This window comes from Cytophagales bacterium, from assembly GCA_033344775.1.
Classification (GTDB): domain Bacteria; phylum Bacteroidota; class Bacteroidia; order Cytophagales; family Cyclobacteriaceae; genus JAWPMT01.
Genome location: JAWPMT010000005.1, coordinates 2,205,421 through 2,230,748 on the forward strand (window position 1 = coordinate 2,205,421; position 25,328 = coordinate 2,230,748).

The 25,328-nt window shown below is 43.5% G+C and carries 16 protein-coding genes; 7 read left to right on the forward strand and 9 right to left on the reverse strand.

Annotated features, from left to right (window positions below; all coding sequences use genetic code 11):
• Window positions 1–130: 130 nt before the first annotated feature.
• The 5 genes from R8G66_26950 to R8G66_26970 all read right to left on the reverse strand — a co-directional run bounded on the left by R8G66_26950 (window position 131) and on the right by R8G66_26970 (window position 6,276).
• On the reverse strand, window positions 131–1,840 hold the full coding sequence (locus tag R8G66_26950; GenBank protein MDW3196039.1) for a multicopper oxidase domain-containing protein: 1,710 nt from the start codon (window positions 1,838–1,840) through the stop codon (window positions 131–133).
• 135 nt (window positions 1,841–1,975) lie between these two features.
• Window positions 1,976–3,199 (reverse strand): hypothetical protein, encoded by a 1,224-nt coding sequence (locus R8G66_26955; protein ID MDW3196040.1) that lies wholly within the window; start codon window positions 3,197–3,199, stop codon window positions 1,976–1,978.
• A gap of 285 nt (window positions 3,200–3,484) precedes the next feature.
• Entirely contained in the window at window positions 3,485–4,852 is a 1,368-nt protein-coding gene (locus R8G66_26960; protein ID MDW3196041.1) for a hypothetical protein, read from the reverse strand.
• Between the two features lie 287 nt (window positions 4,853–5,139).
• A complete protein-coding gene (locus R8G66_26965) occupies window positions 5,140–5,580 on the reverse strand; it encodes a hypothetical protein (protein ID MDW3196042.1) in 441 nt (146 codons plus the stop codon).
• A gap of 63 nt (window positions 5,581–5,643) precedes the next feature.
• On the reverse strand, window positions 5,644–6,276 hold the full coding sequence (locus R8G66_26970) for a T9SS type A sorting domain-containing protein (protein ID MDW3196043.1): 633 nt from the start codon (window positions 6,274–6,276) through the stop codon (window positions 5,644–5,646).
• A 132-nt stretch (window positions 6,277–6,408) separates the two neighbouring features.
• Between R8G66_26970 and R8G66_26975 the strand changes: the two genes are divergently transcribed.
• The 3 genes from R8G66_26975 (at window position 6,409) to R8G66_26985 (ending at window position 9,500) form a co-directional block, all read left to right on the forward strand.
• Window positions 6,409–8,286, forward strand: a complete 1,878-nt coding sequence (locus tag R8G66_26975) for an ATP-binding protein (GenBank protein ID MDW3196044.1) — start codon at window positions 6,409–6,411, stop codon at window positions 8,284–8,286.
• Between the two features lie 7 nt (window positions 8,287–8,293).
• Window positions 8,294–8,902: a response regulator transcription factor gene (locus tag R8G66_26980; GenBank protein ID MDW3196045.1), complete on the forward strand. Its 609-nt coding sequence runs from the start codon at window positions 8,294–8,296 to the stop codon at window positions 8,900–8,902.
• A 73-nt stretch (window positions 8,903–8,975) separates the two neighbouring features.
• On the forward strand, window positions 8,976–9,500 hold the full coding sequence (locus R8G66_26985; protein ID MDW3196046.1) for a hypothetical protein: 525 nt from the start codon (window positions 8,976–8,978) through the stop codon (window positions 9,498–9,500).
• 45 nt (window positions 9,501–9,545) lie between these two features.
• Here R8G66_26985 and R8G66_26990 read toward each other — a convergent pair whose 3' ends face one another.
• Entirely contained in the window at window positions 9,546–12,008 is a 2,463-nt protein-coding gene (locus R8G66_26990) for an ABC transporter permease (GenBank protein MDW3196047.1), read from the reverse strand.
• Window positions 12,009–12,249: 241 nt separating this feature from the next.
• Between R8G66_26990 and R8G66_26995 the strand changes: the two genes are divergently transcribed.
• From R8G66_26995 to R8G66_27005, 3 genes are all read left to right on the forward strand, one after another.
• A complete protein-coding gene (locus tag R8G66_26995) occupies window positions 12,250–15,372 on the forward strand; it encodes a glycosyl hydrolase (GenBank protein ID MDW3196048.1) in 3,123 nt (1,040 codons plus the stop codon).
• Between the two features lie 150 nt (window positions 15,373–15,522).
• A complete protein-coding gene (locus tag R8G66_27000; protein ID MDW3196049.1) occupies window positions 15,523–17,907 on the forward strand; it encodes an FtsX-like permease family protein in 2,385 nt (794 codons plus the stop codon).
• Window positions 17,908–17,937: 30 nt separating this feature from the next.
• Window positions 17,938–20,307: an ABC transporter permease gene (locus R8G66_27005; protein ID MDW3196050.1), complete on the forward strand. Its 2,370-nt coding sequence runs from the start codon at window positions 17,938–17,940 to the stop codon at window positions 20,305–20,307.
• 10 nt (window positions 20,308–20,317) lie between these two features.
• On the opposite strand, the gene R8G66_27010 is transcribed toward R8G66_27005, so the two are convergent.
• A complete protein-coding gene (locus tag R8G66_27010; GenBank protein ID MDW3196051.1) occupies window positions 20,318–22,537 on the reverse strand; it encodes a carboxypeptidase-like regulatory domain-containing protein in 2,220 nt (739 codons plus the stop codon).
• A 267-nt stretch (window positions 22,538–22,804) separates the two neighbouring features.
• Window positions 22,805–24,553 carry a methyl-accepting chemotaxis protein gene (locus R8G66_27015; GenBank protein ID MDW3196052.1) on the reverse strand — a complete coding sequence of 583 codons (1,749 nt, stop codon included), beginning with the start codon at window positions 24,551–24,553 and terminating at the stop codon, window positions 22,805–22,807.
• A 197-nt stretch (window positions 24,554–24,750) separates the two neighbouring features.
• Between R8G66_27015 and R8G66_27020 the strand changes: the two genes are divergently transcribed.
• Window positions 24,751–24,945 carry a hypothetical protein gene (locus R8G66_27020; GenBank protein ID MDW3196053.1) on the forward strand — a complete coding sequence of 65 codons (195 nt, stop codon included), beginning with the start codon at window positions 24,751–24,753 and terminating at the stop codon, window positions 24,943–24,945.
• A 32-nt stretch (window positions 24,946–24,977) separates the two neighbouring features.
• On the opposite strand, the gene R8G66_27025 is transcribed toward R8G66_27020, so the two are convergent.
• Complete coding sequence (locus R8G66_27025) at window positions 24,978–25,325, reverse strand: response regulator (protein MDW3196054.1); 348 nt, start codon at window positions 25,323–25,325, stop codon at window positions 24,978–24,980.
• Between the last annotated feature and the right edge of the window lie 3 nt (window positions 25,326–25,328).

The window sequence follows — 25,328 nt, forward strand, 5'->3', positions numbered from 1 at the left end:
CAGCAATCTAAAAATTGGATCTTGAGCACATCTGAGTGAGAGATATTTTGAAGGCCAGTGGCCTGAATAATAAACAAAAAAAAGCGCACCATTCAAGATGCGCTTTTTTCATTGTTGTGGAGTTCGTTTTTTACTTCATGACCAATTTTAATTGATCGGCATATTCACCATTCAATCGGATGGAGATGTGATAGATACCTGGTTTGTAATCTTCCAGGTATAGGATTTTCAGGTTGTCAGGACCGCAGAAGGTGGAAGCAAAGAAGGAGACTTCCTTACCAGCCAGGTCATAGACGGTGAAGTCTACCTGATCCGTAGGACTCAATTGGTCCGGGAGCAAGACACGAATGATCTGATCATCAACTGGGTTGGGGTAAACCCGATACTGACTTCTCAAGGCTTGTATGGCAAGGATCGTTTCTTCACCTTCATTTTCCACGACGATGAACTGACCCATCATGCCGCCATCCTCATGGGGCAGTATGTGGCAGTGGTACATATACGGTACTTCCGGGTCAGCAAAATCTTCGAATTTGGTGATGAAACGAATGGTTTGTCCGCCTTCTACAAGCACAACATCCTTGAGTCCTTGCTCATTAGCTGGAGGTGCCTGACCGTCTTTGTCAAGTATATAGAACTGCACATCGTGGATGTGAAATGGATGTGCAATGTTGGTTGAATTGGTGATGGTCCAAATCTCAATATCATCGAGATAGACCGTTTCGCTAAAATTGTTCTCATCAAAGAGGTCATCATTAAGGGTAAAGGGATTGCCCATTCCACCACCATCCATAGAGATCGTTCGGGTGTTATTGGCCTCACTTTCGTCCCAGATGTCGTGGGTAGCCAATTGGGTGCTGATTTCAGTAATAGGATTGGCTGTCGCTGAGCTGACCCGGAACTCCATGAAGGTATGATCTTCACCATCTAGCTCACTGCCGGCGGGACTGCCGGGCCCAGGGCCTCCACCGGATCCTGGGATTCCCTGTCCTAGTTCAGAGGCGTAAGTCACCATTCTGGGAACAACATTTGTATCTCCCGAAAAATCCACAACGATCTCTGCTCGTTCTCCCGAGGCTAATCGCAACCGGTTCGTCGTAACCGGACTTGACAAGAGACCTCCATCAGATCCGATCTGCTGGAATTCCCGATCATCTTCAAAACCTAAATTGAGTACGCGCTCATTAGACCCATTGAGTACCCGAAACCTCACGATTTGTGCTGGGACTTCCAGATATGGATCGAGTGTGCCATTGACCATGATCAGGTTATCATCACTACCCATTACAACCAATTGGTTGTCGTCATCAAATTCTTTTCCCTGAATGATCAGGGGAAAATCATCCACGCCATATGTCCTGGGTAAGTCCAATGCGGCTTCGGCCTCAGATTTAATGATGATCATTCCTGCTGCACCTTTGGTAACGTGAAAGTTGGTGCGCTCATGTAAGTGAGGATGGTACCAGAAGGTAGTTGCCCTATCCAAAACCGTAAATGTGGGATTCCAGGTCGTTCCCGGGTCGATGATGGTGTGGGGTCCGCCATCATCTTCTGGTGAAACGTGCATGCCGTGCCAATGGACTGTGGTGGATTCATTTAATTCATTGTGTACTTCAATGTTCAGGTCATCTCCCTGATTGAAGATCAAGGTCGGTCCAAGAAAATCGCCATTAAAACCGATGGTTTCCGTGGCGGTCCCGTCATAATACTGACGAGTACTTGCGGCGATGGTCAATTCGAAATCAGTCCCTTCCAAGGTTGGTGGAATGATCAATTCATTGGTGAATTGACCGAAGACATGGATTGGGAGCAAAAGTAGAAGTAAAATTACCCGGGTCATAGGCTGTTAGTTCGATTGGTGTAGAGCGATTACGAACGAAGTTGTAAAATGGTGGCCTTTGACCTATAAAAAATAGAGGACAAAAAAGGTCGCAGTGGATTACCACAACCTTCCTGCCCTTTTTATTTTGTGAAATTATTTTAGAGCAAAGTTATACTCAATAGCACTGTTGTTGATCGTCAGTGTATTTCCATAAGGAATACCATTTGCACTAGCACCAGCGGTACTTTGACTAATGATGTTGAAGTCATATTCCTCTTGATGAGATCGAAAACGAATTTTAGGGCTCAAATTGGGTAACGCTGGAATGGTAAATTCCTTGGTTTTAAGAGCTGTCGGCCAGCCATCAGCTTCAAAAATCACATAAAATAGCATGTCTAATGAATTGTTGTTTTCATCTTTTAAAAGCCAGTCTACTTCAAACTCCTTGTTTCGATCTCTTCTCTTTAGTCGCATATACCTTCTGCCTCGATAGCGATTACAATTGTCCGATGCATAAATGTGATCTCCGCAAAATTCATCAATACCAGAACCATCGACAGGTGATTCAAGTGCAGCAGCCGGAACTTTATATATCTTCAAACTGATCTCGGATCTCCCAGGCCAAGCCTCCTTTAAGTCTTTGATCTTAATTTTGTTTAGCACCAGGTTTTGAGAGACAATCGATCCTCCGCCAGTGTTTCCCCCGCCAGTATTACCTCCTCCGGATTGGTCGCAATCCACAAATTCATCCAAAGCGTTTTGCTCACCAGTGGTATTACCACAATAGTCTAGTTCAATGACCATCAAGCTAGCATTCGATACCAGGTCTGGGGTCATTTCAGTAGTTAAAGGAACCATTTGAACTTCAAGGCCATTGTTAATCAACTCATATCCGGTAAACTTTTCTCCATTTTCATCCGCATCTTCCACCGCGACATAAAGCTGACCACCTTTTGTTCCTCGTTCATCAGGCTCAGGTTCAATCATAAATACCGTAGGATTCCAAACTTCACCTTCAACCCCCTTGAATGCGTCGAGAGAGGACAACAATTCGTCATATTGTTCAGCGTCTTCTGATACCCTGGCATTCGCGCGTTTCTGGTCCAGTAAATCCTCTATTAAATATGGTTTAGGTGTTTCAAACACGGATACCTTTTCCATACTAGAAATGATCTCTTTCTTGCTGCCAAGCCACTTTGCCAATTTTGTCAGATGGTGCCTTTTGTAAGCCAATTTTTGTTCCAGGGTCGCCTCTCCAATTTCAAACTTAGATAACAGAGAAATGTCCTCTATTTCCTGATCTATCATCTCCTCCTGACTGAAAGAGCAGGCAACAAGGAGAGTGAGTGAAATGCCAATTAATAAATACTTCATCATGTTAATTTTAATAAGGATGCCGTTCCTTGATTTCAGTCGTTTTCACGGCGTTCTTTAGATTTTTATAAGATCAAAATTATCCTATGACATCACCCTAAAACATCCCATGATTATGTGATTTTGTACTTAAAATGAGCAGTAGTTGATTTTAAAAAAAATTGTTAAATAGCTTTATTCACAAGTCGTGGAGCTATTTAACAGATAAGGGGCTGCCTTTCGACTGCCCCTTTATGATGAATACTATCGTGATGTTAAACGTTTTATTTACATCAGTATACCATTCGTCTAATAGCAATCTCCATAACTTAATAAGCTCTCCTCATAGAAAGTTGGCCTGCCTGCAAAACCATTAGGTGGAGTAAGTGTGACATTCCCTCCAAGTTCTTCAAACTCATCTTTAATATATTGTAGGAGTCTTTCTTCCATAACCGCATGTGAGGCCGTGCAGCCATTGGATTCATACCAAAGTTGAAAACTCTGAAAGGCTTCATGTAAAGAAGCAGCAGATTGTGTTCTTGTAAAGCCCGAATTATGATTATAGTTTCCATTTATTGGCAATTGGAAATACAATACTTGTCGCATGATGCCGTATTCCATTCCAACACACTCCCCATTGGCTACAAAGAATAGGTCTCTTACCCCAGAAACTGCCGCGGTTTGCCAGAAGGCTCCACCGACACGATAGTAATTAAAACTTTCGCAGCTTGGCCAGTAAAATACCCCGTCTTCACCATCGTTGATTCCTACGTCACCATTCCCTGGGCAATCTGGTTCTGATTCCGATCTACCCCAGGTGACACTACCGCTCTGACCGTCAGAACAAGACCAGCTTATTCCAAAAACTTCATCGGTTTCGCCATTGGACCAAGCCAGAATATTGCAATCGGCTTCGTCATCATCACCAGTTGAGGTAGTGTCATCTGTGTTTTCAAACTCTCCTCCGCCACTGCCCGTGTCCCCGTGGCTACTTCCACTATTTCCATCTGTATAGCCACCGCCACCGGTAGTTCCTGACCCTCCCTGGCTTCCGTCTTCACCTGAATTGCCATCACTTTGACCATCTCCCTCGCCATCATCACTATTGCTGTATTCTGCACATGGATCTGGTTCTACGTCTGTTTCGGAACGTCCGAATTTGGCAGAAATAGCATCAAGATAACTCTGAAAACTATCCATTGTGTATTCCGAAATCTTGCCTTTCATCTTACTAAAATCTCCAGTTCCATTTGCATAAACTTCTTCCATATTGTCAATGGTGTATTTAATGACAAATGGCTCAGTTTCCTGATTCTTTTCGTTTATTCCTACCACTAAATTGTACAACACGTTTGTCGGTTGGCCTGGCAATGAGAACTTGATAGAATACTTCGTTTGGTTTGTTTGATTCACTACTTTCACTATACTGGACTCATCTATCATCATGAGCTCTTGAGAATCATCTCTCCCGGATGCTGTTATGGCGTGAAGGTCCTGGATATTGTGTGATAAGTCGCCTGGCAGTTCATTAAACGTTATTTTTTCTGTTGATCGTTCCACTCGATCAAAACCTTGATTCAGGGTAAGTATGTCTTCATTCGTCTCGCATTGACTGAAGAACAATAAAATCCCAAGACATAGCATCTTGAGTCCATAAAGTTTATTTGGTTTTCTCATCTTTAAATTGATAATGATTACACATGAATAAAAACGGTATTTGAGTCTTTTTACTAAGGTTTTTTAGACGTGCTACCTTTATCAAAACTATGCTTTGAATAGACCCCAAACCATCCCATGATCATGTGATTTTAACAACCGAAAACAGACTGAATAGCAGCTAGCTCATTGTAATCATGAAACCCTACTTCTTAATACGAAAATAAGCCTCACTGAAATGATCAATGAGGCTTATAGGTTCAGCTAAGCTGATTCTTATGGAACAAAATTTGAGTCAGTACAAGGCTTTAATTATCGGGAGCCATTTGCGACTGTTTTAGAGAGGATACTTCTTCTTTCAATGACTTAATTTGCTTGTCTTGTTCAATCAAATACAAAGTAAGTTCTTCTATTTTCTGTAGAAGCTTTGCGCTCATGTCTCCCACTGCAATACCATTTTTTTCAACTGTAGCTGCAGATGGAATATGCTCAAGATGACCATGTTGAGAAATATATTTTTCTACATCTGTCAAATCTGTGAGCACATATTCCGCTTCAAAAACAAAGTCAGGCCATGGATTAGATTCAACCAACATTTCCTTGCTTCGAACTACGCCATTCACTTCAAGTTTCTCCTTCGGGTCAATTATTCCTATGCCTACATTTCCTTCTGCAGGAAATATGTTTTGAACACCTTTATTGTGAGGGATGTCTTCATCAACGACTTCATCAATTTGACCAAATGCCATGGAAGTCAGAAATAGTATAATCACTACGCACAGAGAGCTTCTTGAATTATTCATAATACTTGTTTAGTGTTTTAAAATGGTTTTATGGTAGGATACCCCTCTCGCTGATTGGATGTGGATGAAGTAAATTCCTGATTTCAGTGATGAAGTAGAAAATGAAAACTCTTTGGTTGAAGGAAAGACCTCCTGCCTCAATGTCTTACCGTCAGTGTTGATCAAATCGTATCCTATGACTTTCATGTCATCCGGCGCAATAATTTGAAGCACATCAACAACAGGATTGGGATAAAGCTTCAGCTGATTGTTTTTGTCTTCTTTAGACATACCAATATCATATACCACTTGACTTCTAGATCCTGTATTTCCATTTCCTCCGGTAGTCGTTCTGTGTTTATGTCTATAAGAGAGGAATTCATGAATATCATTCGTAACTGGTAGGATTCGTACTTTGCTAAAGCCCGCTTCAATCCGGATCCGGTCTGCATGGAGTTCGCCGGTGAAAATGGTTCCTTCATGACCCTCATCCATGGTTGACGTAATCAGGATTTCATCGGCACAATGTTCCACCAGGTGATGTGAATCATTTCTTCCATGAATGGTATTCCCGCATTGATAGTTAATATGATCCGGATCTTGTGCGACTGAACTTAAATAAATGAATAACTGCCCGATAACAACAAATAAAGACTTACGCATATGGCCACTCACTTTCATTTTTCAAAAGTAGTGGTTGCAGCTTTGTGATAATATCCCACGATTGTGGGATATTTGATAAGCCTAGCCAGTGTGATGAAGAGTTTTGGACCCTGTTGGGGAAGTAGCATCGTTATGCTAATCATCTTTTTGATTGGCACAAGACCTGCCAGTGCACAACTAATGCAGGAAGAAGGAACAGTGCCTAACGCTTACCATAAGCTCCGTTATACTTCTTTTGCAGCAGCGCAAAATGTCGCTACAAAATCACTGCTGTTTGCCCGTCAACAATCCGATAGTTTAAGCCTACTAAAATCCTATATCGATTTCATCGATTTCTTGTACTTGACAAGAGAAAATCAAGCAGCCCGTGATACGCTGGCCAGGTGTTTACCGATTGCCGCTCAAGTTGGTGACCCTTCTCTATTGGCTCAACTTTATAATTATCAGGGAGGGTTGGAAATGAGAGCATCCAACTATAATAAAGCATTGCAGCATTTTGAAGCGGCGCTTATTCAGGTCGAGGCATCAGATAATTATGAAGTGATCGGCTTGATCAAAAATAATTTGGTACGGCTGTATCTCAATCTGGATGATCGGAATCATGCCGTAGCCATGGTTGAGGAGAATTTAAAGGGCGCGTTACTATATCAGGATACCTTGACCATTGCAAATGCCTATAACATCAAGGGAATTCTTTTTGGCACCAGGAATTTTGATAGCGCTTTGGTGTCTTATGAAAAGGCGTTGTTGCTTACTGAAAAAAGTAAAAATGAATACCTGGAAAGCATTGTCACCTCCAACATAGGTTATTTATACTTGATCAAAGACCTTCCGAACCGATCATTTCCTTACCTGCTTCAGTCCAAAAAGCTCAGCGAACAAATTGGGGATAATGCCTCTCTATTCCACATTTACACCTCTCTGGGAATCTATTATGATTACAAAGACAACTATAAGAAATCCATCGAGCAATTCCGAATAGCATTGGATGAATACGGGCAGTATGTAGATATCGGTCAGATAAATGAGACGCTTTGGGAAATATCTGGCGTGTATGAACATGTCGGATACTTCGAGGAAGCAAATGAGGCCTTGAACCTGTACATAGCACAATACGACAGCATTGCTTCAACAGACAAGAAAAAGGAGTTTGAAAAAATACGTACAGAGTTTGATGTAAAGAGTAAAGACGATCAAATCTTGATCCTGGAGCAGGAAAATGAGCTGGAGACGAGCCGACGAAATGTCCTTATTACCAGTGTGGCTGGTTTGGTCATTTTATTGATTGTGTCAGGGTTTTTCTACCGTCATCGGTTAAAGTCTGAGAAGATCATTCAACAACACAACGCCAAAGTATTCGAAATGGAGAAAAACCAATTGATACAAGATCAGGAATTGAAGAAGATCCAGGGCATCATTGAAGGGAAAGAAAAGGAACAAAACCGCATTTCCCAGGAGCTTCATGATGGCATCATAGGCAAACTGATTGGCGTCAGACACCTGCTGGAAGGGAGTATGGATGCTTCTGATTCAGCAGTCAGTAAGGTCTACAATCACTTAACAGACGTATCGGCTGAACTGAGAGGCATCTCACACCAATTGAGTGTTCACCATATTAGGAACCAACCTTTTACAGCTTTGTTGGATGAGTTAAGAGAACAATATGAAATCCCTCAATTGGCGATGGAGATTTCCGTATTTCCGGAGCGCGCTTTAGATGCAATCCACTTTGAGCAAAAGCATGCCCTATACCGGATTTTACAAGAAGCTTTCAACAATATTGAGAAACATGCCAATGCTTCCGAAGTGAGTGTCGCTTTTACCAGACACGAGTCCTATTTATCGATCATGATCGAAGATGATGGCGTTGGTTTTAAGGTTGAAAAAAGTGAATCAGGCATTGGCCTGGCCAATATTCAGGAAAGAGTACGAACAATGAGTGGCAGCATAACCATTAACTCCAGCCCTGGCAAGGGTACCATAATTGAAGTTGAATTACCCATGAACTAAGTTGAATATGGAAACTACACCCATCCGAATTCTCTTAGTCGACGATCATGTCTTATTTACCCAGGGTCTTGCTTCTGCCCTCGGGTTAGATGAAAGTTTTGAGGTAGTCAACACTTTTTCAGATGCCCGTAGTGCGTTGGGTTTTATCTCACAAAATCCACCGGAGCTGATCGTCACGGACATTTCAATGCCGGATATGAACGGGTTGCTCTTTATCGACAAAGTCCATGCTTCCTATCCGGAGATCAAAATATTGATCATCAGTATGTTTGAGCCTTTTGATATCATGAAGAAGGCGCACGGCTACCTGAATAAGGATGCGACGGTTCAGGAAGTATCGCATGTGATCAAGGAAATTGTGTTGCATCAGAAGAAGTGCTTCCCGCCCAAATCCAATGAACTTAAGACCAGTGAACTGGCCGCTCATGGGCTCACCAAGAGAGAGCAACAAGTGGTTACACTTATTGCCGGAGAATACACGGTAGATCAAATCGCCGAAAAGTTATTCATCAGTCGTACAACCGTGGAATCTCACAAAAAGAACATTTTCCTAAAGCTCAAAGTAACCACCAATGCAGGTTTGGTTAGGAAGTCGATTCAGTTGGGGTATTTGTAGGCTCCAACCACCGTATTTGAAGAGTTTGAAGTAATTTGATCTTTCAGGAAATCGAGTCCAATGTGTTCTTTCTATGAAAAATAGCCTTTTGATCGTTGGATTTATTCTAATACTTATCGAGGTTATCACTGATCTTGAGGTAATCAGTATTTACGGCATATTCCCTCTTTGTCTTGGAATTGTCATGATTTTCATTCTACTATTTCTTGAAAGAAAACAGTTGGCTAGCTATTACGGTCAATCAAAAAAGAAAACAGATGATCATGATAGCATCATGTTATTGGCGACCAATATTAGGCCATTGGTTTCACTTTTTCTTTCTGGGATTATTATTGTTGTAATGGGGTTTAGTGCTTTTTTTAGGCATAGTGACTCGTTTTCAAAAGTCACAGAAGAACTAGAAAATAAGTACGATGATTACAACTTGGGATTTATTGTGACTGGGTCAACATTTAGAAGTGCTAAGAAAGGTAGTCCAAGCACGGCAAATTTCAACTTTTCAATTTTCACAAAAGATGATGGTAACCATCAGGTTGACGCGAAATTGATCAAACATGAAACAAAATGGGAATTACTTGAATTAACCTTTGAGCGCTAAAAAGGAATTGGAACACTTCCAGAGGTTAAGTGTTCCATTTGTTTTCTACTCATACTTCAACGTATTCGCTGGATTAAGCTTCGCGGTTTTAAACGTGTGAAAGCTCACCGTCAAAAAGGCAATCACTAATACAACCAACGTTGCTACAAAAAAGGACAGCAGGTTCACTGAGATATGATACGGGTAATTTTCCAGCCATTGATTAAGGAAATACCAGCTCAGTGGCCACGCGATCAGGTTAGCAATGCCAATCAGGATCAGGAAGTCCTTGAACATCAACTGGACGATACCTGAGGTGCTGGAGCCCAGTACTTTTCGGATACCAATTTCTTTCGTCTTCTGAACAGCTGTGTAGGAGGACAAGCCAAATAGACCCAGACATCCAATAAAAATCGCCAGGACCGCAAAGACTAAAAACAGGTTGCGGAAGCTCTGGTCGGCCTCATAGTAGCTGTTGAAGTATTCATCCAGGAAGAAATACTCGAAAGGATTGCCACGGAAACTTCGATTCCATTGTTCTTCTACTACAGCGATCGTGTTATCAAGATTGCCAGTTGCTACTTTGACCATCACATATTCGTGATTGACATTCTGTAAGAAAAAGGCCATAGGCTGCATGGATTCATGCAATGACTCGTTATGGATATTATTGATCACCCCGATGACCTGAGGCTTCCAATTGAATTGGTCTATGGAAATAAACTCACCAATAATTTCCTCAGGCGTGTATCCCAATGCCCTGGCGCCATATTCATTAATGATGATTGCCGTATCCGCATCATTGGCAAAATCCCGGGAGAAGTTCCGACCATGAAACAGCTCAATTTCCATGAGATCCATGAATTCATAGTCCATGCTGCTGACGGCAAATGAAGTGGCCAAAGAAGCATCCTGATTGAGGTTGCGCAGCTGCGTTTTGAAGCGCAATTTCTTTCCTGGCAGCATACCAGATCCTGCCACGCCAACCACCGCTGACTGGTTATTCAGCGCGTCTCTGAAAGACATATAATCATTGCGTGCCTGGGTGAATGACGTATCCCTTTTCGATGGACGTTCGACCACCATGATCTGTTCTGTAGAATACCCCAGATCCTGATTTTGCATGTAAGACATCTGCTCATAAACCATGAGCGTTCCAATGATCAAGGTAACAGAAGTGGCGAACTGGAAAACCACCAGCGCCCTTCGCAGCATGATCCCTTCGCTTTTACCTTTAAATTTCCCTTTCAGTACCTCAACAGGCTTAAAAGAAGAAAGCACCAATGCAGGATAGAAGCCAGTTGCTATAGAGCCAATGAACCAGAATGCCGCGCTACTCATCCAAAACCAGGACTGTTCCCAAATCTGATAAGAAGTGGGTGTGCCACCGACAGCATTGAAAAAGGGTGTGGCGATGATCAGTAATGCAAATCCAATCAAAATTGAGAACAAGAAAATGATCGAAGATTCAATGAGGAAGTGAAGAACGAGCTGTCCTTTCTGAGAGCCAACCACTTTTCGTAAACCGACTTCCTTGGCTCTTTCTACAGATTTGGCCGTACTTAGATTGACATAATTGATACAGGCAATCACGATGATGAACCAGGCAATTAATGACAAATACTTTACCGCTTCACCGTTTCCGTTGATTTCGGCTTCATCTGTGAGTCTTGAAGTCAAATGAATGTCTTTGACTGGTTGCAGTAGCAGGACATCTCTGCCATTTTGATCAGCTAGCTCTGGTTTGAATTTGCTGACTACTTCCGGGAATTTTTGTTCCAATTGTCTGGGATCGGTGCCTGGACGTAGTTGGACATAAGTATAATAATCCTTACGCCCCCACCCCGTTTTGTAACGCTGAATGGCGCCATCAAAGCGACCATAGATCGTAGGGAAGGAGATGAGTACATCGAACTTCAAGTGTGTATTGGTAGGTGCATCTTTGAATACTCCGGTTACCCGGCAAGGTTCATCATTAAAATCATCATCTTCCAGTCTTAGGATCTTTCCCATCGGATCTTCTTCACCAAAATATTTCTTTGCCATCGTTTCAGAAATAGCGATGGTAAAAGGCTCTTCTAATGCTGATGTAGGATCACCTTGCACCATTTCATAGGAGAACATATCCAAAATGGAGGCGTCTGCATACAAGAACTTTCTTTGCTTCAGCACGACGGGACCATTCGGGCCTTGCTCCCAGGTGATGATCACATTGTTTTTGGAACCCATGTTGTAGAACCTTCCGAATTCCAGTACCTCCGGGTATTCATCTTTCAATGCAGCCCCCGCTCCCGCATAGTTTTCGGAGCTTTTATAAACCAGTTCTCCATTGCGGTACACATCCAGCTGAACGCGATAGATGTCGTCGCCATTCGCCATGAAATTTTCATAGCTTCTTTCATAATTGACATAGTGGGTGATCAGCCAGAATGCGACCAGGCCGATGGAGAGCCCTAGCACATTGAGTGCGGTGAAAAAGCGTTGCTTTAGTAAATGCCTAAGCGAGGTGAGCAGGTAGTTTTTGACCATGATTGCATTAGATAGTTAGTGACCTTGATAGGGTATACTCTTGTTTTCCGAAGAAGTTACATGTTGATGATTCAAGTCTTCAAAACTATTTTCTTGTAATCTCCCTTCACCCTCTTTGAACAGAGGGATTGACTGTGTTATGAAGGTTTGAGGATCATGAGGGATAATTATGGAAGCTTTCTTACGAGCGGTTTTCAGGGACAAGCTCCAATCACTATCTTCGATTTCTAACCTTTACTTTATGAAGCACCTTTCAGCTCTCACTTTTTTGACATTACTGCTTTGTTCAAGCTTGCTGGCGCAAGACCTCAATGAATTGTTGAGTCCAGTAAAATATCGAAACATTGGCCCCTTTCGTGGCGGCCGTTCTGTCTGCGCTACCGGTGTGGTTGGCGACCAGTTGACGTATTACATGGGGACCACTGGTGGTGGCCTTTGGAAAACAGATGATGCCGGTCAGATCTGGGAGAACATTTCCGATGGCTTTTTCAAAACAGGGTCAGTAGGAGCCATTGCCGTTTCTGAAAGCGATCCTAATGTGGTCTACTGTGGCATGGGCGAGCATGCACCCAGAGGAGTAATGACTTCCTACGGTGATGGCGTTTACAAATCAACGGATGCAGGAAAAACCTGGAAACAGATTGGACTCACCGGAACGCAACACATTGCACGGATTGTGATCCATCCTAAGAACCCTGATATCCTTTGGGTTGCGGCGCAAGGACCTTTGCATGGCAATGGCGAGGATCGTGGTATCTATAAATCTACAGATGGAGGCGTCTCCTGGAAAAAAGTATTGTATGTGAACGACATGACGGGTTGCGCTGAACTGTCAATTGATTATAGCAACCCTGATGTGCTTTATGCGGCCATGTGGGAACACCAAAGAAAGCCCTGGATTGTGATCAGTGGCGGAGCAGGCAGTGGGTTGTACAAAAGCACTGATGGCGGAGAAACCTGGAATAAGATCCATAAAGGATTGCCGGAAGAAAAAGGAAAGATGGCCATTGCCGTTTCCAGATCCAATCCGGAGAAAGTATATGCGTTGATAGAAAGCGATTCGCAACAAGAAAAAGGAGGTTTATTTGTTTCTAATAATGCTGGTAAAAGCTGGTCTAAAGTCAGTGGTGACCACCGGCTGATCCAACGCGCATGGTATTACATCGAGTTGTTCATTGATCCAAAAGATGATCAGACCGTTTATGTTTTGAGCGCCCCTGCTTTGCGCTCTATTGATGGAGGCAAGAGTTGGGAACGCATCACCGGGACCCACGGCGACTTCCATGACCTTTGGATTAATCCTGACAATCCACGAAACATGGTAATTGCTAATGATGGCGGAGCAGCCATTTCATTCAATTACGGATCAACCTGGTCACGACAGGACAACATGCCAACGGCGCAGTATTATCGCGTGAGTGCGGACAACATGTTCCCTTACCGAATCTATGCAGGTCAGCAAGACAATACTTCTCTCCGAATCGAGAATACTGCCCTGGGAAGATATTCCATCACGCGCGAAAACTGGACTTACTCAGCGGGTGGAGAAAGTGCTTTCCTGGCTTATGACCCTGATGACCCAAGATATGTCCTGGGAGGAAGTTATTTAGGAACGATTAATGTCCTGGATCAGGAGGCTAAAGCCGGAACCAACATCATGGCTGCTCCGATCCAATATTTGGGGCGAGCAGCTTCAGACATGAAGTACCGCTTCAATTGGAATGCACCTATCATTCGTTCGCAGCACGAGGAAAATACTTTTTACCACGGTTCTCAGTTCCTGCTACGAACGAGAGACATGGGCCAGACCTGGGAAGAAGCTTCTCCGGATCTGACAAAAAATGATAAGTCCCGGCAGATCAAAGGCGGAGGCCCTTACACCGTAGAGGCCGTTGGTGCAGAGAATTATGGCACCCTTGCTTATGTGATCGAGTCGCCACATGAAGCTGGCGTGATCTGGACGGGTAGTGATGACGGTTTGGTTCAGTTGACACGGGACAATGGCGAAACGTGGACCAACGTGACACCAAAGGGACTGGAGGATTGCCTGGTAAATGCCATAGATGTCTCTCCACATGATCCGGCAACTGCCTATGTCGCCACAACCCGTTACAAATTCAACGACCATACACCGGCCATGTACAAGACCACCAATTACGGAAAGTCCTGGACCAATATTTCTACTGGTATTCCTTATGGTGCTTTCACCCGCGTGGTAAGAGAAGATGATGTAAAACAGGGCTTGTTGTATGCCGGAACAGAATTAGGTTTGTATGTATCCTTCAACGACGGAAAACAATGGCAGCCCTTGCAATTGAATTTGCCAGTGACGCCAATTACGGACCTGCTCGTTAAAGAAGGTGATTTAGTAGTTGCGACTTCCGGTCGTTCTTTTTGGATCCTGGATGATCTTAGCTTGATCAGGCAGTTCGATGCTTCCAGCAAAGCCACTAAGCTCTTCACTCCTCAAGATGCGATATTGGCCAATTGGGGTAGCCCGATGGATGGCAATCGATCTGATGGAACAGACAGATTTGAAGGGATCAATCCTGCAAGTGGGGTCGTGTTTTATTACCAACTGGGTGAAGTAGCTGAAGAAGAGGAAGTCACTTTGACCATCAATGACAATGCTGGAAATGAGGTTCGCGTCCTCAGTTCTAAGTCTGATCCTGATTATCGACGATATGCCGGAGGCCCTCCTTCTGAGCCTACCATTGGAGCAAGGAAAGGGATGAACCGATTTGTCTGGGACATGCGATATGCGAATATGCCAGGAGTACCTACTGCTTACATTGAAGGGAGCTATCGTCGACATAGGGTGATTCCTGGGACATATTCTGCTACCCTAAAGGCTGGGGCTGTAGAGCAGAAAGTGACGTTCAAAGTACTGGAGCATCCACTGTATGATGTTTCTGAGGCTACTTATCAGGAGTATCATGAGTCGATGAGCGAGATGGAGGACAACCTCACGGCGATGCACAACATGATCAATGACCTGAAAAAGAAACAAGATCAGATTGCTGCGGTAGTAGCAGATTTAGGAGCAGATAAAAAAGCGTTAAAGGACGAGGGGCAGGCATTGATCGATCAGTTAAAGGCCTGGGATGAGGACATGGTTCAAAGGAAGTCCAAGGCGTATGATGACGTAGAGAACTATGAAAATAAATTCACTGCGAACTATATTTTTCTGATCAACCAAACCGCAAGCGCGATCCCGAGAGTGACACAGGCGTCCAAGGATCGAAGAGCGGAATTGGAGCAGATCTGGGCACCCTTGAAAGAACGAGGAGAGAAACTCCAAAATGAATCTGTTCCTGCTTATAATCAAGCACTTTGGAAGGCTGGGATTGGTGCCATCAAGTGATCAGGTGACCTGACGATTGTTTCAAAAAGGCAATTGACCTTTTCAAAATGAAACAGTCCTTAATAGATGGAAATTTACTAAGTGGCTCTTAATGAGCCACTTGCATTATGGCACGTCGCTTGGTAAAGCATATTCAAATTTTTTGGCACTATGCTTCGATACCTTTTCAAATTCACAATTAGGGGACTGATTCGCAACCGGACTTTTACAGCGATCAATATCATTGGCCTGTCTCTTGGACTTACGGCATTCATGCTGATCCATAACTATACCGCTTTTGAGAAAAGCTACGAAGCACATGTTCCAGATCATGAAAATATCTATCGGGTAACGCGACTTTACGAAAGTGATAATTCCGCTCAATATGCAAACAACTTTGCGGCATTGGGTCCGGACGTGACACTGGAATTGCCACAAGTGGAAAATCATGCGCGCCTGATCCTTACTGATAAGATCTATTCCAATTTCGCGCTTTCTTATTTTGGAAAAGGCGTCAATGCCATCACGTTTAACCACGACAAAGCCTTTTTTGCTGATCAGGGAGTAATTGATCTTTTCCTGCATGATTGGATTAGCGGTGATCGGGCCAATGCCCTCAATGCGCCCAATCAGGTGGTACTTTCCAGGTCAGAAGCAGCTAAATATTTTGGGGAGGGAGAAGCGATTGGTAAGACACTGAAACTCAATGGGGGTCAAAGCCTGAAGGTAAGTGGGGTTTTTGAGGACCAGCCTCAGAACTCACATTTGAACCTCAAAGTGCTGTGTTCCATGAAAAGCCTGCCTGAAAACTGGAACCTGGACCATGAATGGGGTTGGGGTAATTTCCATACCTACCTCAAGGTTTCCAATACCCAGGGATTGGCGGAAAGCATCCATGAGATAGCAAGTAGACACTTGCAGCAAGGTGAGGGCTTGCCTTCACATTTTCCATTGCAGCCATTGGCCAGTATCCATTTGGAATCTGAAGCACTGCACGAAATCCAGTCCAATGGCAGCGCCCAATCGGTTCGATTCCTGGACATCATAGCGTGGGTCATTCTTTTTATCGCAACCATCAATTTTATCAACCTTTTCACTGCGCGTTCTATTGAACGAATTAAAGAAGTAAGCCTGAAAAAAGTCATCGGTTCTTCACAGCTTCAAATGCTGGCGCAGTTCATGATGGAAGTTTTGGTGGTCAGTGTCATTGCTTGTACGGTTGCCTTTACTGCCACACAATTTCTGGTGCACCCACTACACAATTTATTGGGCATTAAGTTCTCCGCTGATTGGACCATGCAGTTGATCAATGCAGGCTTATTCATTCTTTTGCTGTCAGCAGTCGCCTTTTATCCTTCGCTATGGCTGTCTAGAAAAGGTTCTTTTGGCATGGTACGCAAAGTTGCTTCTCCCGTTCGAGGCATTAGTGTGAGACACGTTCTTGTTACCACGCAATTTGCTTTGACTTCTTTATTGCTTATAGGAACCTCGATCATATATGATCAGAAACAATACATGATCGAAAAGCCCAGTGGTTTCAACAAGGATCAAATGTTGGTGGTGAGCTTGCCTTCTACAATCACAGACAACAGGGAGTATGAATCTGCCAGGTTCATCAATGTGTTGGATCAGGATACACGATTTGGGACCATAGGCAGGGTGGCACATCTGCCGGGGTACGAAGTGACTCGAATGCGTTGGATCTATCGGCAGGGTCAGCCAGCCAATGACGGGACGTATCCAAAAGTCATTGCGGCAGACGAAGGCTTCTTCAAAAGCCTAAACCACCAACTACTGGCAGGTAGATTCTTTAGCAAAGATTTTGTAGAGGACTCTTCGATCGTGCTCAATGAGAAGGCCATTACTGACTTAGGTTTTCAAAGCCCTGAAGAGGCAGTGGGAACGAATATATTCTATGAAAACCGGTTGCACAAAGTGATTGGTGTGGTGGCCAATTATCACCAGCAGTCGTTGAAATCTGATTTCAATCCCATTGTATTTCTACCCATGCCGTGGTTGTTTCAGTATTATACGGTGCCTCTGAAAGGGGGTCAGCTGGAAGAAAGTATCAACGTGGCCAGACAACAATATGCGGAGTTGTATCCCAACGATCACTTTGAATTTTTCTTCCTGGATACCTATTTCAATCTGCAATATCAGCAGGACATTCGGTTTGGTCAGATCACAGCCATATTCTCAGGCCTGGCGATTTTCATTGCATTATTTGGGCTTTCCGGTCTAACCTTATTTGCGGTAGATCAACGCATCAAAGAGATCAGTGTTCGTAAGGTATTGGGTGCCAGCTTTCAACAGTTGCTTTGGCTCTTCAACTCCTCATTTACCAAACTGATCCTGATCGCTTTTGTCTTAAGTGCTCCGTTGGCCTATTACCTGATGAACGACTGGCTGACGACTTATTCGTATCGGATCAGCTTGCAGTGGACACACTTTATGATTCCGCTATCCATGGTTTTGGGGTTAGCGTTGGCGATTACTGCAGCAGTGGTGGTCCGTTTTGCCAATGTGAACCCAGCGGAAACTTTGCGTAACGACTAAGTTTTCAATTCAACTAAAAAGAATCACAAAATGCTAAATTTCCTATTCAAAGTAAGTTGGAGAGGGCTTCGTCGTAATTGGCTTTTTTCAGCCATCAATGTGATTGGCTTGTCGCTCGGAATGATGGCTTTCATGTTGATCATGGCCTATGTAAAGTATGAAAACAGCTACGATAAACATGTGCCTGATTTTGAGTCGATTTATCGAATCATCCAGATAGCTGGTGAGGAACGGCCAAGACCTTTTGCGATCACTGACCCTGCTTTAGGCCCTGCTGTTAACCAGGCACTACCAGAAGTGAGCAAGTTTGGGAGATTGATTCCGACGGATAAACTACTCTCAAATTATTCGCTTTCCTATTTTCAAGAGGGGAATTCCACCATCACTTTCAACTACAATGATGCTTATTTCGCAGATCCAGGTATTGTGGAATTGTTTCTTCATGATTGGGTTGCCGGGGATCGTGATGAAGCATTAATCGGACCCAATGAGATCATTTTAGCTGCATCAGAAGCCAGGAGGTTTTTTGGAGCGTCAAATCCTATTGGTAAAATACTGATGAGAAATGGCAAAGAGCAGCTGACTGTTGTGGGTGTTTTCCAAGATACACCCAATAACACGCACTTATCCTTGAAAGTGTTGGTCTCTATGAAGACCCTCCCGGAACGTTTGAACCTGAATCAGGATTGGGACTGGCGTAACTATATGACTTACATCAAGAGCGATACCGATATTGGGTTACAAGAAAAGATAGAACAGATCGTTCACGAGCAAAAAGGTCGGGAAATGACCATGCCACTTCAACGCCTTGCAGACATCCACTTGGAATCGAAGGCCGAGATGGACATCAGTACTAATGGTAATGGCGATTCTATTCGATTTCTTGAAATGATCGCCTGGGTGATCATCCTCATCGCGGCCATCAATTTCTTTAATTTTTTTACGGCAAGGGCGATAGATAGGATCAAGGAAGTGAGCTTGAAAAAAGTGATTGGTTCCAATTATTGGCAAATGGTTGCTCAATTTCAGATCGAGGTTTTTTTAGTGAGTCTGGTAGCTTGTATGTTGGCTGCGACATGTGTCCAATTGATTTCTCCTCTTTTTATGGAGGTACTTGATGTCACATTCATTTACTCATGGAAAACTCAGTTAGTACAAAGCTTATCTTTCATTGGAGCCATGCTTTTATTCAGCTTTTATCCAGCATTTTGGCTCTCAAAAAGGGGTTCATTGGACATGCTTCGAAGGGTTAGCTCCCGTTTGGGCGGTGTATGGATCCGAAAAATATTGGTGATTTTGCAGTTTGCATTCACCACTATTTTACTGATTGGAACTATCGTAATCGACGATCAAAAATCATTCATGATTTCGAAACCAAAAGGCTTTGATAAAGATCAATTACTGGCCATAAAGTTTCCCGCTATTATGAAAGGAAATCGGGAACAGGTATCAGATCGTTTTATTGCTGCACTCAAGAACTACCCGGAGTTTGGAGAAGTAGGCCGAGCCGCACATCTACCGGGTTATGAAGTTACACGTGGAAGAGTCGTCACTCGAGTGGATTCTGTAAGAGATTGGAGTGGACCCAGGGTGATTGGAGCGGATGAAGGTTACTTTACTTCCTTGAATCATCAGTTATTGGCCGGCCGACTATTTGATGACGCATTTAACGATGATCGATCCATCATCTTGAACGAAAAGGCCATTCAAGATCTGGAATTCCATCATATCGAAAAAGCGATCGGCACCACAGTCATGTTTGAAGAAAAGCAATATCAACTAATTGGTATCGTATCAAATTATCATCAAACATCCTTAAGGACTCCTTATCCGGCAGTCGCTTTTGTTAAGCACCCTTGGCTTTATCAATACTTCACTATCAAAATCCAGGGATGGGCTTTGGAAGAGAGTGTCACCCTGGCACGTACGCTATACAGCGAGTTGTATCCAGATGATTATTTTGAGTATTTCTTTCTGGACGAGTACTTCAATGAACAATTTATAGAGGACATCAAATTCGGAAAGATTACAACCCTTTTCTCCGGTTTGGCCATTTTCATTGCCCTTTTTGGTTTATCAGGGCTTACCTTATTTGCTGCCAATCAACGGATCAAAGAAATCAGTGTCCGAAAGGTACTTGGTGCCGGATTTCGGCATCTATTGTGGCTTTTCAATTCCTCTTTTTCAAAATTGATTCTGATTGCATTTGTGGTGAGTGCGCCACTTGCGTATTACCTCATGAGCGACTGGCTGACGAATTTCTCCTATCAAATCAGCTTACATTGGGGACATTTCCTGGTTCCGTTGATCATGGTTTTGGCCATGGCATTGGTCATCACAGCAGCAATTGTGGTACGCATTGCTCAAGTAAACCCGGCCGAGACTTTGAGAAGTGAATGACTTCAATAGGTTAGAATTGAAAGGATAAAGCCGATTTAAGAAAGAATGGAGACCCTGGTGTGTAGTGTAATTCTTCCACTGCATTAGGTTCATCCCGAAGCCTGGAATTCGTCGCGAATTGTGCTTCGTTCCAATCAACATTGAACAGGTTCTGAATCTCAATACTTACCCCAATCCCTTTGGTTTCATAGCGACATTTGGCGGAGGTGATCCCATAACCCAACGCGGTGATGGAATTATCCTCAATTGCTGGTCGATCGGACATTCCGGAATAGGTAACTCCAAATTGGAAGCCTGAACGATGATGATAGTCCAGCGCGAAGGTTCCGCTCCATCTGGGTGCAAGCGGTACATGATTACTTCCACCTTCAAGATCGGAGAATCGGGAGTGAGCAAAATTGATATCTGCATGAAGAAATAGCCCAGCGTAAGGCTCCACCTTCACTCCTAGTTCGAGACCTTTTCGGATACTTCTACCAGAAGGCTCGACAATGCCTTCGTCACCGACATAGACCAATTCTTGGTGTAAGAAGAGGTGGTAACCGACCAAATTGAAGTATACATTTTCCACAGGCTGCCAATTGAATTCCAGGTCCGTGCCATAAGCTGCAGGAAGTGTTTTGAGCGAGTCTGATTGCGTAACCACCCTGGCATCATTGCTATGAAAACCTCGAGCGAGTTTTAATCTGATTTGTAGGTCGTCTGATAGGCTTCTACTGATAGAAATCTTGGGGCTTAAGAAGCCCTGAGTGGCTGTGCTGATTGTCCCGGACAATTGATCTTGATAGGAAAATTTCAGGAAATCATATCTGATCCCAGCCATGAGATGCCATGTCTTGAATTGTGCTTCGATACCAGCCAGTCCATGCATATTGTCCTCTTCTATAGAACCGAATTGCCTTCTTTCAAGGTTTTCTGTTCGATTTCGGGTCTGAGTCAGCTCACTTTCAGCAACTCGATCACTTCGATTTCCCAGGCCTGCATTCCATATGATCAGGTTGCCTAAGAGGTTAAAATCAGACTCATATCTCGTTAACCCCTGCCAGATAGTTCGACTTTCGGCTTGCCGGATTTGGTCTCCATTGATGGGATCATTGAGAAAAAATGTGAAGTTGGAGTACAGCTCAAAATCATATCTAATCCAGTCCAATTGCGAATAAAATGATCCTTTCGAAAGGGCAGATTTGAAGTCAGTAGATAAACTCATCCGACTGGTAGTACCTCCTTCGGTATCATCAACAGCTCCGAATCGTGAAAGCCTTCCATTGCGTACCAGACGATCGGGAATTTGTCCTGAAGCAGTCCATGAGTTACTGAATCCCATCATCTTAAATCCCAACCATTGATTGGAACGCAATCGCCATTGCTCTTTCAACAGCAGGTTGTATTTTCTTAACCCTTGCGGACTATCAAAGGGACCTTCTGTGAAGTGGGCTTCTGCTGCTATATAGGATTGATGACGCTTGTTATTTAACAGATTAATCGACCCAAAGAGCCGACGCGTACCGAACTGACCCCAAGCCGCCTGAACCTGATTTTCCATGCGCGTTTTCGTTTGAAAGCTGACGTTTCCTGCCACATTGAAATTTCCCTGATCAGGATCGTAGGGTCCTTTTTCAAAATGGAGGTGTTGGACAGTTTCGGGGATCAAAAAATGTAAATCAGCATACCCCTGACCGTGCGCATGAGAGACCATATTGACGGGCATGCCATCTACATGAATGGCAATATCTGTTCCATGATCTAAATCAAAACCTCGAAGAAAAAGTTGCTCTGCTTTTCCTCCACCCGCGTGTTGACCAATAAAAAGCCCAGGTACGAGTTTGAGCAGCTCTTGAGAAGAGTTGAGGACTTTGGTTTCTAATGCCGCCTGAATCATTTGAAAAGAAGGGTCATAGCCTGGAGTAACGACGATGTTTTCAAATGAAACCACTTTCTCCTTCAGCACGAAGGTCACTTCGTCTTGTGAATTCCTAACCAACAAGGTGTCTGTAAAAAAAGCAACATGTGATACAATCAGTGTATCTTTTTGCGATAGTTGATTGAATCGGAAAAAGCCGGTTTCATCTGTGCGGGTGATATGATCCGAGTGGGAAGCCAGGACGTGTGCGCCAAAAACTGGCTGGCGGCTGGCATCCAGCACTTGTCCGGAAACCTGGGCATTTGCAAAACAAAGAGGTAACAAGCTTAGTACCGCGATAAGTGCGAAACCGCAAAATCGAAATTCCATATGATCTGGCGACTAATTGAAACGGGAGAAGAAATTTTAGTAGGGACTGGTATGGTAAGCCATGTTAACGATGGAGTCTGGAACCATCCATGCACTTACCAACCATTTCCAGTGTCCCCTAACCACTATTTATCAAGTATTTACAGATGTGACCACCTCCCATGTGAACGCCAAGGGAGACTATTCCAAACTATCGATTGAATTATGAAAAGAATTGTTGTAAATACTTTCATGTCTGGATATACGACTAATATCACTACCAGAGATTTATGAGTTGGAATAATTATTTGTTGTCCTTAATTTGAACCGATTGACTTGTTCGCCAAGCTTTGTTGAAACGTCACCCAAAGTGATAAATCGTTGGTTAAATTCTGTCATTCCTGCGCTTAGCTCAGCGGCAGAAGCAGCCACCTGATCGGTTCCTGTAGCGGTTTCTTCTGCGATGACCACCACCCCCTCGATCGCATCGGCGACTGATCTCATGAATGCTAGTTGTGATTGCGTATTCGATTGAATGACTTCCGAATGCTTCAAAGATTCCTGTGAAAGTTCCGCCATTTCCTTGAAGGTTCCAGAAGCCTGGAAAACGGCAGTTGCACTCTGGTTGCCAATGTATTCAATGGACCGAATATGCTTCATGGCGTTTTCTGTATCATCCATCGTTGATGTGATGAGCCCTTCGATCTCTGAGGCGGAAGCTTTCGCATGAGCGGCTAACTGACGAATTTGATTGGCAACTACAGAGAACCCTCGGCCTGAGTCACCTGCTTTTGCCGCCTCAATAGAAGCGTTCAAGGACAGCAGATTGGTTTGCTGAGAAATGTTTTGAATCATAAGGACGATCCCGGATATTTTCCTTGATCGGTCATAAAATGAGTCCAGTACGGCTACGGCATTTTTTGCCTCCTTCAGCAAATGATTCATCGCATCAACGGCATCTTCCATGTTCTCGATCCCATCGTTACCCTTTTTTACTCCCGTTTCTACCATGCGAAAGATCTCCTGACTTTGATGACTGATTTCTTCTGATAGACCCATCACTCGATCGGCCAATTGCGAAGATTGATCAATCTGTTCCAATTGTTGACTGGCTCCTTCACTCATCTGACCAATGGTGATAGCGATCTCATTGGTGCTCTGGGTCATTTCCCGATTGCTTGTGATCAGGGTATTGGTATGCGAATTCAGCTTCAATGAAACTGACTGAATTTCTTCCAACAAGCGATTCAATTGTGTGATTGCTGAATTCAGGTTCAGGGCTAGATTTCCCATCTCTCCTTTGCCAGGCGCCATGAAATGACCTGTAAGATCCCCGTCAGCTAGCGAATTGATGACACGATTTACTTCTTTGACCGGAGCGATCAATGAGGCCAGCAGATTATTGACTGAATCTGTGAGTTCATGCCAGATACCAGCACTTTGATCGTTCTTCAATTTCAATTCAAAAACTCCTTCTTCTGCTGCTGATCTGACCACCTTGTTCGTCTCCAGGATCACATTGGATAAACTTTGATTCATTTCAATCAGAGAATTGCCAAGCAGATCTTCAGGCCCTAAAGGGGTGTAATTGGAGGAAAGATCGCCTTGTTGGATTTTGGAGGCAAAGGATGAAGTGCGACTAACGGCCTGACCATACGCCTTCAATGCCAATTGAATCTGGCCGATTTCATCCTTACGTCGGGAGAGGTCTCTTTCGGATACAGCTGTGACTTCTCCTTCGGCAAGTTTTGCCAGGTCTGAGGTAATGTCCAATAGTGGTATTCTAACCACGCGGTAAATATGCCAGTAAGCGAGTCCGAAACAGGCCAAGGTCATGGGTAATCCCCACATAAAAACATGCTCAATGCCCATACCGCCGATGATGAAACAACTGATAGAAATTTCGACATCTACGGTGACGAAAGTGAACGCAATCCGAAAAATGATGCTATTTCCGAATAGCCGCTTGAGAATGATATAGAAAATGGGGTAAAGACCTAAAATAAGGCCTATAAAGTAGTAGTCTTCCGAATCCATGGAACGAATGGAATATGGCAGGTTAGCAGATAGGGTTTAACAGTCTTATATACGAATGCCTGGTTGATTTTAGATCACCTGATATTTGAAAAATTTAGTGTTTGTCCTAATAGGACATAGTCATGAGATGGTCAGCTTTCAAATAATCCTGGATTGAATCAATGCTCGTATATCAAAGTGGTTATAATAACTCGTGAATGATCTATCTATGGTACAATATTGCTCTGGGCCGATATTTTTTCGGTGCAAAAACTAATTTTCTGCAGGCCCAGACGAATTACGGTTCTCAGCAACTACTGGTACTGGATAAATTTACTTCGGAAGGAGACTCACTAGCGGCAAAAATCACGGATCGATTAAATAGTCGGGTGATTCCTTGCAGCAGGGAATGAGGCTAGACAGGTTAAGAAAGCATGTGCATAAATTAGCCCAATAATTCATGCAATATGATCTCGCTCTTGAATGGCTTGGTGAAATATCGGCAAATGAGTTGTTCCTCCAGGGCCTTTTCAATTTCCGGTGATTTCTGGAAACCAGATAAAAGATAAAATTTAATACCGGAGAATTGTTTCTTGGCTCTTTTTACGAATTCCAGTCCATCCATTTTAGGCATGCGCATATCCGAAATAACGGTTTTGATTTCTTCATTTTCTTTCAATATTTCCAATGCTTCATTACCACCGATGGCCGTATAGATTTCAAACTCCGAACTGAAGGTAGCTTGAAAGAGAAATAGGTTGATGTCTTCATCATCAACATACAAAAGCTTCATGGT